A 17,505-nucleotide genomic window follows, 5' to 3' on the forward strand; every position below is an offset into this window, starting at 1 on the left:
TTTACCAGTTGGCTACCGTCGCATTAAAAATTTGCTCTACAATTTCGTCGATCATCTGCTGTACGAGTTCCTCTTGCACGGAAGAAAGCTGCTGGCTGGCATTGTATTCACGACTGGCTGTAAACTGCTGGTCAGAGAAGTCTTCCGCATGATTTGAGTTGTTCACAAACCTCACGTTAACCGTCATTCGCAACTCAGCCATTGTAGAATATCCGTCGGAACCTACTCCCTTATTATAGGCATCATAGTTCGTGATTTCACCCGAAAGCTCCAGGTCCCCTCCCTGACGTACTTGCTTCAGACGCGTCTGCTGCATGTATTTATCCTGCAACGACGTGTTGAACATAGACTCCATCGGTCCCCATACAAATGCAGCCGAACGGTTCGGGAAGTTCTGGAAACTGATGGTCTTCACTTTATCATAATTAATGGAAGAACCGTTAAATTTATAAGACACCGTACATGCCGTAAGAATGCACAGCACTACCGGCAATACATATTTTGTCAGTCTGACATATTTTTTATTCAAGGCCATATTCTTTTATCTTTCTATAAAGTGTTCGTTCTGAAATTCTCAAATCACTGGCGGCATTTTTTCTTTTTCCATGATGACGCTCAAGTGCTTTACGAATCATTTCTTTCTCCACCTCATCCAATGACAAGTTTTCCTCCACATACTCTTCCGTATCCTGCACGTCCGACACATCGGCTGGTGTCACTTTCACATTGGAATCAACCGGTGAAACATTGCTTACTGAAGTCACATTGGATACTTTTCCAACTTCGGGCACCGGATTCAATACTACAGATGGGGGCTGCATCAGGCTGACCGGCGTTTCCGGAATGTAATGCATCGGTGCTGGAGAAGGCGGTGTCACAGTATTTCCTCCTGCCCGTTCCGCCATAATGTCATGTACCAGTTTTTTCAAATCCGTCACATCCCTCCGCATATCAAACAATACCTGATAAAGGAGCTCCCTCTCACTTTGAAAACCTTTCTCACTCCCTGGCTTTACTCCTCCCAGGAATGCAGGAAACTTCGACACAGCAGGCTGTGCGGGCAGATATCCTTGCAGAATCTCTGCCGTGATATCCCGATTAGGTTCAATAATCGAAATCTGTTCCGTGATGTTCTTCAACTGACGAATGTTACCCGGCCACGAGTAAGAAACCAGCATACGTCGCGCATCGTCCGTCAATTGGATAGACGGCATACGGTATTTCTCTGCAAAATCAGCTGCAAACTTCCGGAATAAAAGCGGTATATCATCCGGACGTTCACGCAAGGCAGGCACCTTAATCGGTACTGTATTCAAACGATAATACAAATCTTCCCGAAAGCGTCCCTCTGCAATGGCTTCAGAAAAGTTCACGTTCGTAGCTGCTACAATCCGCACATCCGTCTTCTGTACTTTAGAAGAACCTACCTTTATATATTCTCCGGTTTCCAGCACACGCAGCAGACGAGCCTGCGTAGAAAGAGGCAATTCTCCCACCTCATCCAGAAAAATCGTTCCACCGTTTGCTTCGGCAAAGTATCCGTTACGGTCACTGATGGCTCCTGTAAAGGCTCCTTTTTCATGTCCGAACAGCTCTGAATCAATCGTACCTTCCGGAATAGCTCCGCAATTGACAGCAATATACGGACCGTGCTTCCGTCGGCTAAATTGGTGAATAATCTGAGGGAAACTTTCTTTTCCGACTCCACTTTCTCCCGTAACCAGTACAGACAAATCAGTGGGAGCCACCTGCATTGCCACATCGATGGCCCGGTTCAATCCCTCACAATTTCCAATAATGCCGAACCGAAGTTTCACATTTTGTATTTCTGATTTTACCATATACTCCTCGATTATATGACAAAATTACAAAAAGTTTGAGACCCGTCCATGCATTTAGTAAAAATTAGAAGACTGTACGAATCATAAAGCGAATTCCCCATTTGCTGGCAGTAGGCAGTTCATTGTAGTTCAAGCGGCGTACATACTCCACATGCAACAACTTGAAAATGTTATGGATTCCCGCACTTACCTCTACATAAGGCTTTTTCGGATCCATCACATAACTTGAAGTATGGAAGTTTCCAGCTGCATCATAATGTCCCGGGAACAGCATCAGTTCCGAATCATTGGCATTCTGAGGAAGCAACGGGTTGTTTTTGTCTGTCAACGTCCCCCACAAGCATTTGATGCCGATAAACTCACGCCATTTCAGTTTTTTCAGCAAAGGAATGCGATTGAATATCTTTCCCTGCAAATTCCATGACACATCCAAAGAAGCATAACGGTCGTTCAGGAACTCCATGTTATTGATCAGATTGAATGTCTCATTCTGAATGATATACGACAAGTTTGCGGCAGGCATAATCAACAATGGGAAAGGTACTTTATTCCATTGTATGCCTCCCTTTATGCTTGTATCAATGTTACCCCACGAACTGAGCCACCAGCGTTTGTAGAGACTGATTTCCGTCATATTATAGGTATAATCACTTCCCAGTATACCCTTCAACCCCAGCGTATGCTGCAAAGTAAAGACCGGTGCATCCAAGTTAATCGGCAAACGACGCTGCTTGGTATTGACAAAAGTCTCACCCGGTGCATAGCGGAATGCCAAAGTAGCCTCAGCAAGAGAGAAATCTCTTGTATTATATGGAGAACGCACCCAGTCTGTACCGGTCAATTCTCCTGTAGCCAGTGCCTGCTGCAACTGATTCTCCTGTGCCATGGTCCGATAAAAAAGCTTTCCACAAGCTTCCAAGTTGGTATGCTTCAACATCAACGTAGTTTTCAAACCACTTTCCTTCTCCAGTTCATACTTCACGCTAGCTGTCCGTTCATAATTATATTGGTCGACGGTGGTCACCTTAAACGAGGTAAACACGTTATCCTTATCCGTCCCCATAAACTTGTCAGACGGCAACATGTTGTCGTATGAATACGAAACCGTCAACGAATTAATCGGATATTCCCTGGGCAAATATTCTTTTTTATTGAAAGAATATTCCACTTCAGCCTTATACTTCGACTTTTCGTCCTTGAAACCATACGCATAATATCCCCTCAAGAAGAGATGAGGATTCAGATTCGCCGTAGTTTGTGCAGAAGCTCTCAAGCGAAGCCCGTCAATATAATTACTGGATATCATTGTATTGATAGGACCGATATCCACTTTACTGGGCTTTCCTTTCACTCCAGTTTCTACAAAGTTCTCAATGAAAGCCTTTGCCACGAACATGATGTACTTAAACCCTTTTATCTTCGAGAGGTTATCCACAAACGAATCCATATTGTCTTCCGACTTGGTCAGCTCCGTCGGCCGATATTCCTTCCAGAATGAATCATCCCGCATCATGGCATTGACATCCTTTATTTCAGCTCCTTTTTTCTTAAAAATCTTTGCCGGAATCTCATCAAATCCAAAATCGGAATAACGGGTCTGTCTCCTCACCTGAAATGAGCCTAAAAGTTTCTTCAGGTAAGACATTTCACACAACATATCATCTTCCATCAAAACCCATTCCCCTGTAGACAACTGACCGAATTTCTGCTCAATAATCATATTATCTACAAAGTTGATATCTGTCTTCTTCGGAAGATTCATCACACATTTATTTACCCGATAAGTGGAATCGGCCAAAATATACAAATGCCCTGTAAATCCAAAATCCTGAGAATTATTAGGCACAAAAGTCAGGTGGAAACACTTTTCGCGTTCCACCATCACCGTATCCATGATGTAATACTTATAAAAGTTGATTCCCGCATTTGAAATCGGACTGTCGAAAGGATACTGAAGGAAACGAAAACGATCCTGATAGATATTGATATCCTGAAATACATCCTTCAACACCGTCGACAACATATCTCCCGTATTGAACAGTTCATTCACTCCGGTAGAGTTAATCCCCTTCACAATCGTCTTTTCATCGTGAGGCTCTTTCCGATAGAGTTTTTCTGTTACCGTTTCATCTACAGATATAGGCAGAATGTTCTTCCCCGTCACTTCGCACACCTCCACCTGGTCGCGAAAAAACGGATATTTTTTAAACAAATTAGATTCACGAAGCGAATCCGTTGTTATATTATTCAGTGAAAAAGTAATCTTCTGATATTTATTGTAATGATAAAAGTCATTCACTCCCAAGTCATTCAACTTTTTAGCAGCAATAACTTTCTTCATCATTTCTACCGCCGGATTGTTCTTCCGGGAATATTTTTCTTTTTTAGGTTTTACGATTACTTCATCCAACACCAAATCCGGCTTCATCTTCACATCCAGTTTCTTTGTGTTGACCGACACATTACGCACCTCCGTGCCATATCCTACCATAGAAAATGTCAGCTTCGTCCATCCCGGATGAACAGATATTGTGTATTGTCCATCTATATCAGTAATGGTACCCACTCCTTTTCCATCATAATATACGTTCAAATAAGGAATAGGATCACCTGTTTCGGAATCTGTTACTACACCTTTAATCTGTGCTGAAAGTTTCACAACTCCCAGACACAAAACAAATAAAAAAAACAATCTTTTTATCATACCTGAATTTAATACTTAAGTAATATACACTTAACCATTTTGTAAAAGTACATAGTGTAAAGGTCTCCTACAAATTTCACTCCCTGAAAAATGACATTCTTACCTTTTTTTATGAATAATGGAATATATTTTTTTTCGTTCAACAAGAAAAACCGGTAATGAAATCATCTTCCACTACCGGTCCCCAAAAATATCTGTCAAAGATATAATCTCTCGTCAATCAATCTCTTCATCGGCCTCGTATCCTCCCATCTCACGCAAGGCATTTTTCAACATCACATATTGCTGGAACAAATGGTTCACAGGAATTTCTCCCTCTGTATAATTGTGCATCGGACTCTTCAAGAAGAAGCTTAAAAAACGCTGGATACCATAACGTCCTGCACGAGCCGCCAAGTCGCTCAGTAAGACAAGGTCCAAGCATAATGGAGCCGCCAGAATGGAGTCACGACACAAGAAATTAATCTTAATCTGCATCGGATAGCCCATCCAGCCGAAAATATCAATATTGTCCCATCCTTCCTTATTGTCATTACGGGGAGGATAATAATTAATACGTACCTTATGATAATAATCGGAATACAAATCCGGCTGATTTTCAGGAGCCAGTATAGATTCCAGCGTAGACAGCTTGCTCACCTCCTTGGTGTGGAAATTAGCCGGTTCATCCAATACCAGTCCGTCACGATTCCCCAGGATATTGGTAGAGAACCATCCGGAAAGGCCCAGGCAACGCGTACCGATAATCGGCGCAAAGCCCGATTTCACCAATGTCTGCCCGGTTTTGAAGTCCTTGCCAGCAATCGGCATCTTAGCCTTTTCAGCCAGTTCCCACATAGCCGGAATGTCAACCGTAGTATTCGGTGCCCCCATGATGAACGGTGCTCCTTCCGCCAAAGCCGCATACGCATAACACATGGAAGGAGCCACATGTTCCCGGTCATCCTGCTTCATGGCGTTTTCCAAAGCAGACAATGTGCCATGCACTTCTTCACAAACCGGTACATAAATTTCAGTAGAAGCCGCCCACAACACCACCACACGTGAACAATTATTTTCCGCCTTAAACTTGCGAATATCTTCCCGCAATTGTTCCACCATCTCCCAGCGGGTGGCACAATCCTTCACATTGTTTCCGTCCAAACGTTTGGCATAATTATGGTCGAAAGCGGCTTTCATCGGTACAATCTTTTCCAATTCCTCCTTCACCGGGCGAATGTCCTTTTCACGCAACACCTCACAATTCATAGCCGATTCATAGGCATTGGCCGGATACACATCCCAGGCGCCGAACACCATATCATCCAGTTTGGCCATCGAAACAATTTCGCCATAATGCAGGTATTTCTTTTTCTCTCCGCGTCCGACACGAATCTTATCATACTGTGTCATAGCACCTACCGGCTTGGCCAGCCCCTTACGCACCATTAAAACTCCGGTCATAAATGTGGTAGCTACAGCTCCCAGACCCACACACAAAACACCCAGCTTACCTTCAGCGGGTTTCACATTCATTTTTTCCATTTCTAAATTTCTTTTTTTCTTTCACTTTCTGTCCTTTCCGAGAGTTCATCACTTTGAACATTCCAAAAGGACAAACTGCTCAAAGTTAAACTTTTGTTTGATTAAACCAGCATTTTACTTCCTCTTTTATTGGAATATACGTAGAAATAAGACACAAATTCAGAAGAAAAAGCCATCAACAGTTTCCACAGACAGTAAAATTATCCGTATCTTTGCAAGCGCATATAAAAAAAGAAATACCCAATCCATGAATGATATTTGTTGCATCGGACACATTACATTAGATAAAATTGTGACTCCAAAACAAACTACTTACATGCCGGGAGGCACTTCGTATTATTTTTCTCACGGAATCCGCCGGTTGAATGACTTCAAAAACTACAAACTGGTCACAGCGGTTGCACCCAGTGAATACGGCATTGTGGAAGAAATGAGAAAGGAAGGTCTCCAAGTGGAAGTCCTCCCAAGCCGTCATACGGTGTACTTCGAAAATACATACGAAGAAAACCAGGACAACCGCTCCCAGCGTGTACTGGCAAAGGCCGACCCTTTTACGGCAGATGCCCTCAAGGACGAAAATGCACGCATCTTCCATTTGGGAAGTTTGTTGGCGGATGATTTTCCATTGGAAGTAGTCAAAGAACTGGCGCAAAAAGGTACCTTGGCCGTAGATGCACAAGGATATTTGCGGGAAGTGAAAGGCGAACAGGTATATCCTGTAGACTGGCATGAAAAGAAAAAAGCATTGAAATACATTGACATTCTGAAAGTCAACGAACACGAAGCAGAAGTGCTGACAGGATTCAAGGACCCGCAGCAAGCCGCCCGCCAGTTGGCCCAATGGGGAGTAAAAGAAGTTCTGCTGACCTTGGGCAGTTTGGGAAGCATTATCTATGCCGAAGGTAAATTCTACAAGATACCAGCCTACGCCCCGAAAGAAGTGGTGGATGCCACAGGATGTGGAGATACCTATGTACTCGGTTATCTGTACATGCGCAACAAAGGTGCATCCTATGCAGAAGCCGGATGTTTTGCTGCCGCCATGTCGACCATCAAACTGGAAAAATCAGGTCCTTTTTCCGGAACGGAAGAAGAGGTGTGGCATATCCTGCAAACCGACAAGGCTAAGCCGGAAGTGCTGGCTGCCAAATAAGCAAAACAAAATATTACATTATAAAGAAAGGGTTTGCACACTGAATCACTCAGCTGCAAACCCTTGTTTTTTACCTGTCATCGGTTCTCGGATTATCCCATCTTACCCGTCAGATAAGCACGGGTACGTTCGTCAACCGGATTCTTAAACATTTTTTCCGTATCATCGTATTCAATCAGTTCTCCCATATACATGAACATGGAGCGGTCGGAGATACGCATTGCCTGCGACATGTTGTGTGTCACAATCAAGATGGTCACCTCCTTCTTCAGCTGATCCATCAGGCCCTCAATGTGCTTGGTGGCAATCGGGTCCAAGGCAGAAGTCGGTTCGTCCATCAACAGTACATCCGGCTGAAGTGCCAGTGAGCGGGCAATGCACAAACGCTGCTGCTGTCCTCCGGACAGGAAGGTACCCCGCTTGGTCAAGGCATCCTTCACCTCGTCCCACAGGCACACGTTTCGCAGGTTGCGTTCCACGATTTCATCCTTCTGCGACTTGGACAGATGGATACCGTTCAGAATATATCCGGCCAACACATTGTCGTAAATATTCATGGTTGGGAAAGGGTTCGGGCGCTGGAACACCATACCGATGCGGCGACGTTCTTCCATCGGGTGCATCTGCAACACGTTCTCCCCGTTCAGCAAAATCTCACCCGTCACACGGATATTTTTATATAGCTCGTGCATACGGTTCACTGCACGCAGCAAGGTACTCTTTCCACATCCGGAAGGCCCCATGATGGCCGTAATCGTATTTTTTTCAATATCGGCCGATACGTGTTTCACGGCCATCACACTGCTGGTGTACGAGATGCACACATCTTTTATCTGGAGAATCGGATTCTTTATATTTTCCATTTCTTTGCAATTCGTTTAGCTAATAAATTCAGACATAACACAAAAGTCAACAGGAACAGGGAAGCTCCCCATATCAGGCTCTGCAGGTTCGGATCGTTGAAGAATTCCCAAATCAGCAACGGCACGGCCGACATCGGCTTAGTCATGTTCCAGCTGATAGCCGCACCTCCTAAAGCCGTAAACATCAACGGGGCTGTTTCACCTACCACACGCGAGATGGCCAGCAAGATACCGGTAAAGATACTGCCCAAAGCGGAAGGTAACATCACCTTCAACATCACCCGCCAATAGCTTCCTCCCAAAGCCAGTCCGGCTTCTTTCAACGTTTCCGGAAGCACCTTCATGGTTTCCTCCGTAGAACGGATAATCAACGGCAGCATCATGATGAACAGGGCCACACTTCCGGCAATGGCCGAATATCCTTTCATCGGCACCACCACCCAGATGTAAGTGATAATACCAATAATGATGGACGGAGTTCCCTGCAGCAAGTCGGTCAGGTAACTGACAATCACCGCAAACCAACTTTTTCTGTATTCCGAAAGACAAATACCACAAAGTATCCCTACCGGAATGGCTACTACAGCCGCCAGAATCAGCATCAGGAAGGTTCCGATAATTCCGTTGGCAATTCCTCCCGGAATGGCTTCTCCGGCAGAAGCGGCCATCATTGCCTTATAGGCATTTGGCGTGGCTTCCGTGATGAACGACCAGCCCAACTGTCTCCATCCTTTCACCAATACTTCTCCCAGTATGGCCAGCAACGGAATTGCAGTCACTCCCGACAGTACACATACCAAGATGTAAAGCAACCGGCTCTTCAGGATACGCAATTTTATATTATTTCCATACAACATAAATTCTTCTTTTTAGAGAGTTAGACATGACGGGCACGGCGAATCAAAATCTTACCGATAATATTGATAATGGCTGTAATCAAGAACAACAGCAATCCGATGGCTATCAGTGAAGACAGTTTCAAGCCATCCGCTTCTCCAAACTGGTTGGCAATGATACTCGCCATGGTGTTTCCCGTGGTACGCAACGTGTCGGGCATCTGGTTGGTATTACCAATCAACATGGTTACCGTCATGGTTTCTCCCAATGCACGGCCAATGGCCAAAATGTAAGAAGAGAAGATACCGGAACCCGCCATTGGGAAAATCACTCGCCGGATGACTTCTGCCCGTGTCGCTCCCATGGCATAAGCCCCTTCCTTCAAATCAGAAGGAACCATCTTGATGAACTCCGAACTCAGTGAAGCTGCATAAGGCACAATCATGATGGCCAGCACAAACGAAGCGGTCAGGATACCCGAGCCTTGCGGTGACAAATTCAAATGCATGAACACCGTACGAAGTACGTAAAATCCCCACAGACCATAGATAATAGAAGGAATACCTGCCAGCAAATCAATCACAGTTCCCAGTATGGCGGCAATTTTCTTTCCGCGGAAATATTCACCGGTAAACAATGCGACAGGAAGAGAGAAAGGAATACACATCAGCAAGGCCAATATAGTGGTCAGCAGTGTACCTGTAATAAAAGGAAGAGCGCCATAACTTTCTTTGCCGGCGGTGGTCACCCAGTCGTCCGAGAAAATGAAGTTCCAGAAGCCGAATGTTTCAAAAGCTCCAGAAGCGTCAACGGTGAGGGAGTAAATAATTCCCCCACCAATGACTGGTATCACAATCGCCGATAAGATAAGTAAGACTTTAAAAATTTTGTCTTGCATAATCTTTCGTCTTAATTATTTAAGAATCGGCTGTCCATCGTAAGTTACAGCTTTCAGATTCTGAAGGCTGAGTTCTACGGCCTTCTTAGGCAGCGGAGCATAGTGTACGGTAGCCGTAGTCTGCTGTACGCTGTCGCTCAGCATATACTGCATCAATTCCAAAGTAGCTTTTGCCTGATTCAAAGAACGTTCTGCGTAATGCTGTTCCTTGTAAATCAACAGCCAGGTGAAGCAGCTGATAGGATAAGCGCCGGCTGCATCGGCATCTGTAATAGAGCAGCGTGTATCCTGAGGAATGTCACCGGCAGCAGCCGAGATACTTTCAGTAGAAGGCGTTACCAGTTCACCGCGCTTGTTGTACACACTGGCATACGCAATTTTCTGTGCGAAAGCATATTCAGAACCGATATATCCCAATGAGTAAGGAGTCTGTGCGATGATTCCAGCCACACCCGGATTACCTTTTGCAGCCTGTCCTACCGGGAAGTCGACCGTCTTTCCTGCTCCATAAGTGTTCTTCCAGTTTTCACTGACTTTTGACAGATAATCGGTAAAGATGAAAGTTGTACCACTACCGTCTGAACGGTAAGCCAGGATAATTTTCTTGGCCGGCAGTGTCACATCCGGATTCAGTTTCTGCAAACGGGCATCGTTCCAGTCAGTAATCTTGCCGGCATAGATATCGGCAATCACGTCACCCGACAGGTTCAGTTTCACTACATCCGGCAAGTTGTAAGCCATCACTACAGCTCCCATACAGGTCGGGATGTGTACCACCGGCTGCATTTCCTTCATTTCATCGTCGCTCAAGAACGCATCACTACCGGCAAAGTCTACGATGCCATCCTTCAGGTTACGGACACCACCGCCACTACCGATACCTCCGTAAGATACCTTGTCGCCGGAAGTAGCATTGTAGTTCTCGAATGACATATTGTAAAATGGCAAGGGGAAAGTGGCCCCTGCACCAGTCAGTTCCACGGATTCACGTCCATTAGCAGATTTCTGTCCACCACAAGCTGCGAGTGACAAAGCCATCGCTCCAGCAATTAAAGGCAAATAAAACTTTTTCATTGTGTTATACATTTATATAAGTTATGAATCTATTTGTTTTTCTCGTCTCACATCTCAAATGGCAAAGGAAGCGTTCAGATACACATAGCTCGACAGCTTTCCTCCCTCTGCTTTCGGCGACCAAAGGCGAACGTTCGGCGCCAGCTTCACGTACTTGCCCAGTTTGAACTCCGCTCCCAGCATACCGGCCATTCCGTCGGCATCCTTGTTCCAGTCATTCTTGGAAGAAAGCATGTCCCAACGCCCGAAAAGACCGATTTTCTTGTTCAGCTGAGCCGAAGCGTACACTGACACACCATCCTGGTCACAACCATCCACATATTTAGCATTGGTTTGGTAGTTATATTCAGCTGCCACCGAAAAGGCATCATTTTTATACCCCACAAAGGCCGCCAGATTGGTAATCCCTTTTTCACCTTCTTCCACCGCCTCATTATAAGAACCATACGCGCGAACCACAAGCCCTTTTACCGGAGTCAGCGTGACGCCAGCCCCATATTGCAAACCGTCTTTCACCTGCACCTTCTTATAACCTTCTCCGTTGGCCACAATCACATCAGCCGAAACCACCTTATTGAACTTATAGGCTACAGAGAATGCCAGGTCGGCACTGCTTCCGAACTTGTATTCATCCTGAAAAGACTTCATCACATAACGCTTGCCCCAGAAATCTTCCTGTAGCTTGAACTGTGTGGTACTGATTAATCCGGCGTTCAGCGTCCATCCTTTCTGCTTCCACGTAATCTGTGCGTTCTTGATATAACCGATACGATGGTAATCACCTACATCCTGCGACTGACCGAAGTCCACCACTGCCTTCATCTGCAAACCGTGAGGCAAGTTGTATTGATAACCCAGATACGCGCGGTCCAATCCAAATCCCCTGTCATCATTCACATGGCCGAAACCGGAATGCACATCAGAATAGATGGTAATAATAGCCGCACCTTTTTTTTCGGCGGGTTCCGACTTGTCGGGATTACTCTCAGCAAAAGTTGGCACCGCAACACAGGCACATGCCATCAAAAACCATGAAATTCTTTTCTTCATCTTTATCTTTTTGGAGATTTATATTTTTGACACTGCAAAGGTCTTGAATTGGTATTACAAATAGATGTCATCCACTTAAAGAAAATGTAACACCCTGTTACAAATGTATTACAAAAGCAGAATATCGCCTTCCGAAGTCTCTATTGCAAAAGAAAACGATCGATTCAGAAGACGATATTCAGCTTATTCCCAACAATTTATCTTCCTTCAGTTTCACTAACCAAAGGATAAATGAATCTGGTTACTTAATTTCCAGTGTTACGATAGATTTGGCCGGTAATTTGATTTCCAACCCGTTTTTGGTCAGTTTGGCACCTTTGAAATCAGCCAGTTTCACCTTGTCAGGCTGTTCAAACGTATTATAATCGTCTATATTGTCGGAGGTCAGAATACGGCCGGTCACCGATTTGGCTTTCACGTCACCCAACGTCAGCGTGATGTCCTGTGATTCTTTCAGGTCAATGTTCGACAAGGATACATGGATGGCTCCGGCTTTATCGCGGGAAGCGGTGGCACTGACCATCGGCACAATGCGGTCGTCGCGTACGATTTTCCGTTCACACTGTAAATCCAAAGGCAGATAGGTGGCATCCTGATGCACATTATACATCTGGAACACATAATAGGTCGGAGTCAGCACCATCTTGTCGTCCTTTGTCAAAATCATGGACTGAAGCACATTGACCACCTGTGCGATGTTGGTCATCTTCACACGGTCAGTGTACTTATGGAAAATGTCCAGACTCAAGGAAGCCACAAACGCATCACGCAGCGTGTTCTGCTGGTAAAGATGCCCGCTAACGGTGCCCGGTTCTTCATCCCACCAGGTTCCCCATTCGTCGACCATCAATCCAATCTGCTTCTTCGGGTCGTATTTGTCCATGATAGCAATGTGGCGTTTCAGCACGTCTTCAATTTCACGGCACTTACCTACCGTCCAGTAATAATCCTCGTCGTTGAACTTGGTAGCCGAACCTTTGCTGCCATCCCAACCCAATACCGTATAATAATGCAAGGAAATACCATCCATGCGATGTCCGATGTTCTTCATCAGCACCTCGGTCCAGTTGTAGTCATAATCGCTGGCTCCACTGGCAATCTTAAACAGACGGTTGCCGTCGTAATTGCGGCAATAAGTGGAATAACGGCGATACAAATCGGAATAGTATTCCGGACGCATGCTGCCACCGCATCCCCAACTTTCATTTCCGACGCCGAAATATTTCACCTTCCACGGTTTTTCACGTCCGTTTTCCTTTCTCAGTTTTGCCATCGGGCTTCCCTGTTCAGAGGTCATGTATTCCACCCACTTGGCCATTTCTTCCACACTTCCGCTACCTACGTTTCCGCTGATGTAAGGTTCACATCCCAGCATTTCGCACAGGTTCAGAAATTCGTGCGTACCGAAACTGTTGTCTTCCACGGTACCTCCCCAGTTGTTGTTGACCATGCGCGGACGTTTTTCACGCGGACCGATGCCGTCCATCCAGTGATATTCATCGGCAAAGCATCCTCCCGGCCAACGAAGTACAGGCACTTTCAAAGCCTTCAACGCCTCGAATACGTCTTTACGATACCCGTTGATGTTCGGTATCGGCGAATCTTCTCCCACCCAGAGACCACCATAAATACAGGTACCCAGATGTTCGGCAAACTGACCATAAATTTCTTTGTTGATGATTTGTTTTCCCTGTTCCGGATGAACAGTCACTGTAGCCTTTTGTTGGGCAAACAAAGGCATCGCGGCAAAAAAAGCCAACCCTAGAATTGCATTTTTCATAACTTTATTGATTTTATTTTGTCGTTTTTCACCCTACAAAAATAAATAATTTTCCTACGCATAAGGTGTACAACAACACACTTTCAGGAGGAGAATTGAACATTCCCTTAAAAATACTTGAAAAATAAACTCCAAAGCACATATTCCTTCCCGTCTTCGCAACAGGATACCAAGTTTTCTACTACTTTTGCATCCAAAATTATTTCACATGCATTCTAAGAAACGAATTATTCTTTGGTCTGTCATAGCGACCGTCCTTCTAGCAGGAATCATCAGCATCTTCTGTCTGCTGTTCAACCGTCCGCTTCAGCTCACGCAGCCCACCTTTATTTACATTGACGGCGACGACACCGCTGATTCGGTTTATGTCAAGATACAGCACGACCTGCATGGAAAGCACCTGGCAGGTTTCCGCATGCTTTCACGCTTCAAATCTTATGACAAGCATATTCACACTGGAGCTTACCGCTTTGACGCGCAGACCAACACCCTGACCTTGTTCCGTCGTCTGAGCAGCGGACACCAGACACCGGTAAAAGTAACCATCCCCAGCGTCCGTACACTGGACCGCCTGGCACATTCACTGGACCGCCAACTCATGGCCGATTCCACGGAAATTTTCACGCTGATGTGCGACAGCAGTTTCTGTGATTCTTTGGGATTCACCTACGAAACGCTTCCGGCACTCTTTATTCCGAATACCTACGAGGTGTACTGGAACATGCAGGCGAAAGATTTCTTCCAACGTATGAAAAAGGAATACAACCGTTTTTGGAACGAAGAGCGGAAAGCGAAGGCAAAGGCTGCCGGACTGACTCCGGTGGAGGTGAGCACACTCGCCTCCATCGTGGAAGAAGAAACTGCCAACCGGGGAGAGATGCCCATGGTGGCCGAACTCTATCTGAACCGTCTGCAAGCCGATATGCCGCTGCAAGCCGACCCTACCGTGAAATTCAGCTTACAGGAATTCGGCCTGCGTCGCATCCTCCACAAGCATTTGGAGGCAGACAGCCCCTACAACACCTACAAGCATACCGGACTTCCTCCCGGACCTATCCGCATTGCTTCTATTCAGGGCATAGAAAGCGTGTTGAATCATGCACAACATGACTATCTTTATATGTGTGCCAAGGAAGATTTCTCGGGCACGCATAATTTTGCCGTCACCTTTGCCGAACACCAGGCCAATGCGCGCCGTTACCAGCAGGCGTTGAACAAGAGAAACATCCGTTAGGCTTACCTAACGGACGGATTTCCAAAACTGCATGAAACGGGAATAAGGACCGTAGCACACCAGGCCGTCGCCTTGCTGCAATGCATAGTCCTCGGGGAATGCATTGGAAACTTCGCGTTCAAAGACGGAGATTCCCAGAAAATTCTGAACCTGCTTTCCCTTTATTAGCGAAATCAGCTTGATGCCGAACTCCTGCTCCAGATTCAGTTCGTTCAGGTGATAACCTACCAGTTTGGAAGGTACCACAAACTTGAACACATACGTATTTTCGTCAATCTGAAACAACTCGGCTCCTCCGTCCAATTCCAGCTGCTGCGCCAGCAAACGGGCAGCATCCTGCTCGGGAGTCAGGATACGGTCGATGGAAAAAGCTTCCAGCACCGCCTTATGCACCTCATCGACAGCCCGGGCATAGATACGTTTCACCTTCAGTTTCTTCAGCAGCGACACAATGCGGACCGAGGCCCCGAAATTGTCGCCTATCGCCACAATGGCCGCATCCACGCTTTTTAAAGGCAGCACGGAAAGAGCCGTCTCATCCGTAGCATCGAGCACAAACGACGCCGCCATGCGGTCTTTCACACTGTCCACATGCAGGCTATTGCTGTCGACCCCTGCCACTTCATGCCCCATGGCAGTCAGTTCCATTGCCAGCATACTGCCATAATGGCCCAAACCAATAATCAGATATTTCATACGTCAGTTGATGATAATGTTGTCACTTGGATATTTGTAATTTCGTTTTCTCTCCTGCCGTACCAGTCCGGTGAGTAGGGTAAACGCTCCTACACGTCCTACGTACATCAGCAGGATAACCAGCAGCTTGCTGGCATCACCCAGCGTGGGCGTCAGGTTCAGGCTGGACCCCACAGTGCTCAATGCCGACACACATTCAAAGGTCACCGCCAGCAGTCCGGCCTGCGGCTCTAACATACTCAACGCAAAAATAGCTACGAAAGCCAGAAACAGATAGAGCATCATGGCCGCATTGGAACGCCGAATGGAATCGTGCGAAAGTTCCCTCCGCAAAATGGTCACCCGGTCGGCTCCACGTATCACAGCCCACAGGTTGATCAGCACCACAGCACACACATTCACCTTCACACCGCCAGCCGTAGACTGTGTGCCCCCTCCTATCACCATCAGTACAATCATGAGCAGCAGGGTCTGTAAGGAGAGCGACGTGAGACTCACACTGGCAAAGCCTGCCGTACGCGGACAGGAAGAATTAAAGAAAGCATGCACCCACTTATCCAACACCGGCATCCCGGCAAACGAATGGTTCCATTCCAAAGCTGCTATGACCAACGTACCTCCTACCAGGAGTATACCTGTGGCCACCAGCACAATCTTGGTGTTCAAGTTATACAGATGCACTTTCTGACGGAACCGACCGGCACGATGCAACACCCGCCATTTCAGATAACCCAGGTAGTAAGCTACGGTTTCATAGAGGTTGACCAATATCGGGAAACCGATTCCTCCCAACGCAATCAGAAGTCCCAAGGTGACATACAGCAGATTATGTTCCTGCATAACCGCCGGATTGCTCATTCCGCCGGGCAAGGTGGAAAAACCGGCATTACAGAAGGCCGATACCGAATGAAAAGCCGAAAAAAAGAGTTCTTCCCGCAAATTCATCCCCAGCGTATCATGGATGCTGAACCAAATAACGGCCATTCCGACCCCTTCGATGGCCAGCGTGAATCCTAATATATATAATAAGGTAGATAAAAGGGAGTTCAACGAATTGGAACTGATCATGTCGCCCACCATCAACTGGTTGTAGAGCGAAGTGTTTCCCATGAAGAACATGGCGAAAAAGCTAGTCAGCGTCATCACACCCAAACCACCGATTTGAATCAGCAGAATAATCAGTACCTGTCCCTCCAGCGTAAAAGTGGAAGGCACATCCACACTGACTAGTCCTGTCACACAGGTGGCACTGGTCGCGGTGAACAAGGCATCAATGAAGGATATTCCCTGATAAGTGGCGCGAGGCAGCATCAGCAACCCCGTTCCCACCAGAATGAATACCAGGAAACTGCCGGCCAGAATCAACGACGGATTGGTGCGCTTGCCCAACAGCCGGACCAGAATACCCGAAAGCTGAGAGAACGAAAGCAACAACAACACCGCTCCCTTGTAAAATGTATGATGGAAGAAAACCCACACCCAATATACGCCTGTAGTCTCCTCCGGTTTCTTGAAAATGACGGGCAACAACGTGAGATAGAGTAGTATGGTAAGAATCCAAGTCCAAGGTGTGAACTTGAACGGAGAATCTTCCTGCCGGAACAGAATCTGCAAAGTGGTGGTCAGCAGGTAAACAATCCAAACGGCATGATACACCCCATGCACCACCGTCTGTTCTCCAGCCGAAATCCGGAAACCATATTCATACACGATAGTGAGCAGGAAAACCATTCCACACAGAAAATTCACCCCCATTACCCAATTGAGCAACCGGTTGATGCGCGGCACCAGCAGTTTCTTCTTATATAAGTAAAGTCGTTCCCAATAATCCATCTCTCATCTCGTTTTGAG

At 46.2% G+C, this 17,505-nt stretch carries 14 protein-coding genes; 2 read left to right on the forward strand and 12 right to left on the reverse strand.

Annotated features, from left to right (window positions below; translation table 11 throughout):
• Position 1: 1 nt before the first annotated feature.
• From OCV81_RS08580 to OCV81_RS08595, 4 genes are all read right to left on the reverse strand, one after another.
• Positions 2 to 535, reverse strand: a complete 534-nt coding sequence (locus tag OCV81_RS08580) for an LptE family protein (RefSeq protein ID WP_022354730.1) — start codon at positions 533 to 535, stop codon at positions 2 to 4.
• Positions 522 to 1,841, reverse strand: a complete 1,320-nt coding sequence (locus OCV81_RS08585) for a sigma-54 interaction domain-containing protein (RefSeq protein WP_148329665.1) — start codon at positions 1,839 to 1,841, stop codon at positions 522 to 524. The genes OCV81_RS08580 and OCV81_RS08585 overlap by 14 nt, the downstream gene beginning before the upstream one ends.
• Positions 1,842 to 1,905: 64 nt before the next feature.
• Positions 1,906 to 4,545, reverse strand: a complete 2,640-nt coding sequence (locus OCV81_RS08590; RefSeq protein ID WP_148329666.1) for a DUF5686 and carboxypeptidase-like regulatory domain-containing protein — start codon at positions 4,543 to 4,545, stop codon at positions 1,906 to 1,908.
• A gap of 216 nt (positions 4,546 to 4,761) precedes the next feature.
• On the reverse strand, positions 4,762 to 6,069 hold the full coding sequence (locus tag OCV81_RS08595; RefSeq protein WP_148329667.1) for an inositol-3-phosphate synthase: 1,308 nt from the start codon (positions 6,067 to 6,069) through the stop codon (positions 4,762 to 4,764).
• A 247-nt stretch (positions 6,070 to 6,316) separates the two neighbouring features.
• Between OCV81_RS08595 and OCV81_RS08600 the strand changes: the two genes are divergently transcribed.
• Entirely contained in the window at positions 6,317 to 7,222 is a 906-nt protein-coding gene (locus OCV81_RS08600) for a PfkB family carbohydrate kinase (protein WP_148329668.1), read from the forward strand.
• Between the two features lie 92 nt (positions 7,223 to 7,314).
• Here the strand turns inward: OCV81_RS08600 and pstB are convergent, their stop codons facing one another.
• The 6 genes from pstB to OCV81_RS08630 form a co-directional block, all read right to left on the reverse strand.
• On the reverse strand, positions 7,315 to 8,085 hold the full coding sequence (pstB, locus tag OCV81_RS08605; protein ID WP_022354725.1) for a phosphate ABC transporter ATP-binding protein PstB: 771 nt from the start codon (positions 8,083 to 8,085) through the stop codon (positions 7,315 to 7,317).
• Positions 8,073 to 8,942: a phosphate ABC transporter permease PstA gene (gene pstA / locus OCV81_RS08610; RefSeq protein ID WP_148329669.1), complete on the reverse strand. Its 870-nt coding sequence runs from the start codon at positions 8,940 to 8,942 to the stop codon at positions 8,073 to 8,075. Before pstA ends, pstB begins: the two co-directional genes overlap by 13 nt.
• A gap of 20 nt (positions 8,943 to 8,962) precedes the next feature.
• Positions 8,963 to 9,820 (reverse strand): phosphate ABC transporter permease subunit PstC, encoded by an 858-nt coding sequence (pstC, locus tag OCV81_RS08615; protein WP_022354723.1) that lies wholly within the window; start codon positions 9,818 to 9,820, stop codon positions 8,963 to 8,965.
• Positions 9,821 to 9,835: 15 nt separating this feature from the next.
• A complete protein-coding gene (pstS, locus tag OCV81_RS08620; RefSeq protein ID WP_204434729.1) occupies positions 9,836 to 10,894 on the reverse strand; it encodes a phosphate ABC transporter substrate-binding protein PstS in 1,059 nt (352 codons plus the stop codon).
• 54 nt (positions 10,895 to 10,948) lie between these two features.
• Positions 10,949 to 11,944 carry a hypothetical protein gene (locus OCV81_RS08625; protein WP_148329671.1) on the reverse strand — a complete coding sequence of 332 codons (996 nt, stop codon included), beginning with the start codon at positions 11,942 to 11,944 and terminating at the stop codon, positions 10,949 to 10,951.
• A gap of 241 nt (positions 11,945 to 12,185) precedes the next feature.
• On the reverse strand, positions 12,186 to 13,724 hold the full coding sequence (locus tag OCV81_RS08630) for an alpha-N-arabinofuranosidase (RefSeq protein ID WP_148329672.1): 1,539 nt from the start codon (positions 13,722 to 13,724) through the stop codon (positions 12,186 to 12,188).
• Positions 13,725 to 13,932: 208 nt separating this feature from the next.
• Here OCV81_RS08630 and mltG point away from each other — a divergent pair, with 208 nt between their 5' ends.
• Positions 13,933 to 14,958 carry an endolytic transglycosylase MltG gene (gene mltG / locus OCV81_RS08635; protein ID WP_148329673.1) on the forward strand — a complete coding sequence of 342 codons (1,026 nt, stop codon included), beginning with the start codon at positions 13,933 to 13,935 and terminating at the stop codon, positions 14,956 to 14,958.
• Positions 14,959 to 14,964: 6 nt separating this feature from the next.
• Here mltG and OCV81_RS08640 read toward each other — a convergent pair whose 3' ends face one another.
• Both OCV81_RS08640 and OCV81_RS08645 read right to left on the reverse strand, forming a co-directional pair.
• Complete coding sequence (locus tag OCV81_RS08640) at positions 14,965 to 15,654, reverse strand: potassium channel family protein (protein ID WP_148329674.1); 690 nt, start codon at positions 15,652 to 15,654, stop codon at positions 14,965 to 14,967.
• 3 nt (positions 15,655 to 15,657) lie between these two features.
• Entirely contained in the window at positions 15,658 to 17,487 is a 1,830-nt protein-coding gene (locus OCV81_RS08645; protein ID WP_022354717.1) for a TrkH family potassium uptake protein, read from the reverse strand.
• Positions 17,488 to 17,505: the final 18 nt, after the last annotated feature.

The organism is Phocaeicola fibrisolvens (genome assembly GCF_025567125.1).
GTDB classification, from domain to species: domain Bacteria; phylum Bacteroidota; class Bacteroidia; order Bacteroidales; family Bacteroidaceae; genus Phocaeicola; species Phocaeicola fibrisolvens.

What these genes read in the sequence shown, in the direction of transcription:
- OCV81_RS08580 (WP_022354730.1), bottom strand. Translation starts at nt 535, where the DNA reads ATGGCCTTGAATAAAAAATATGTCAGACTGACAAAATATGTATTGCCG.
- OCV81_RS08585 (WP_148329665.1), bottom strand. Translation starts at nt 1,841, where the DNA reads ATGGTAAAATCAGAAATACAAAATGTGAAACTTCGGTTCGGCATTATT.
- OCV81_RS08590 (WP_148329666.1), bottom strand. Translation starts at nt 4,545, where the DNA reads ATGATAAAAAGATTGTTTTTTTTATTTGTTTTGTGTCTGGGAGTTGTG.
- OCV81_RS08595 (WP_148329667.1), bottom strand. Translation starts at nt 6,069, where the DNA reads ATGGAAAAAATGAATGTGAAACCCGCTGAAGGTAAGCTGGGTGTTTTG.
- OCV81_RS08600 (WP_148329668.1), top strand. Translation starts at nt 6,317, where the DNA reads ATGAATGATATTTGTTGCATCGGACACATTACATTAGATAAAATTGTG.
- pstB (WP_022354725.1), bottom strand. Translation starts at nt 8,085, where the DNA reads ATGGAAAATATAAAGAATCCGATTCTCCAGATAAAAGATGTGTGCATC.
- pstA (WP_148329669.1), bottom strand. Translation starts at nt 8,942, where the DNA reads ATGTTGTATGGAAATAATATAAAATTGCGTATCCTGAAGAGCCGGTTG.
- pstC (WP_022354723.1), bottom strand. Translation starts at nt 9,820, where the DNA reads ATGCAAGACAAAATTTTTAAAGTCTTACTTATCTTATCGGCGATTGTG.
- pstS (WP_204434729.1), bottom strand. Translation starts at nt 10,894, where the DNA reads ATGAAAAAGTTTTATTTGCCTTTAATTGCTGGAGCGATGGCTTTGTCA.
- OCV81_RS08625 (WP_148329671.1), bottom strand. Translation starts at nt 11,944, where the DNA reads ATGAAGAAAAGAATTTCATGGTTTTTGATGGCATGTGCCTGTGTTGCG.
- OCV81_RS08630 (WP_148329672.1), bottom strand. Translation starts at nt 13,724, where the DNA reads ATGAAAAATGCAATTCTAGGGTTGGCTTTTTTTGCCGCGATGCCTTTG.
- mltG (WP_148329673.1), top strand. Translation starts at nt 13,933, where the DNA reads ATGCATTCTAAGAAACGAATTATTCTTTGGTCTGTCATAGCGACCGTC.
- OCV81_RS08640 (WP_148329674.1), bottom strand. Translation starts at nt 15,654, where the DNA reads ATGAAATATCTGATTATTGGTTTGGGCCATTATGGCAGTATGCTGGCA.
- OCV81_RS08645 (WP_022354717.1), bottom strand. Translation starts at nt 17,487, where the DNA reads ATGGATTATTGGGAACGACTTTACTTATATAAGAAGAAACTGCTGGTG.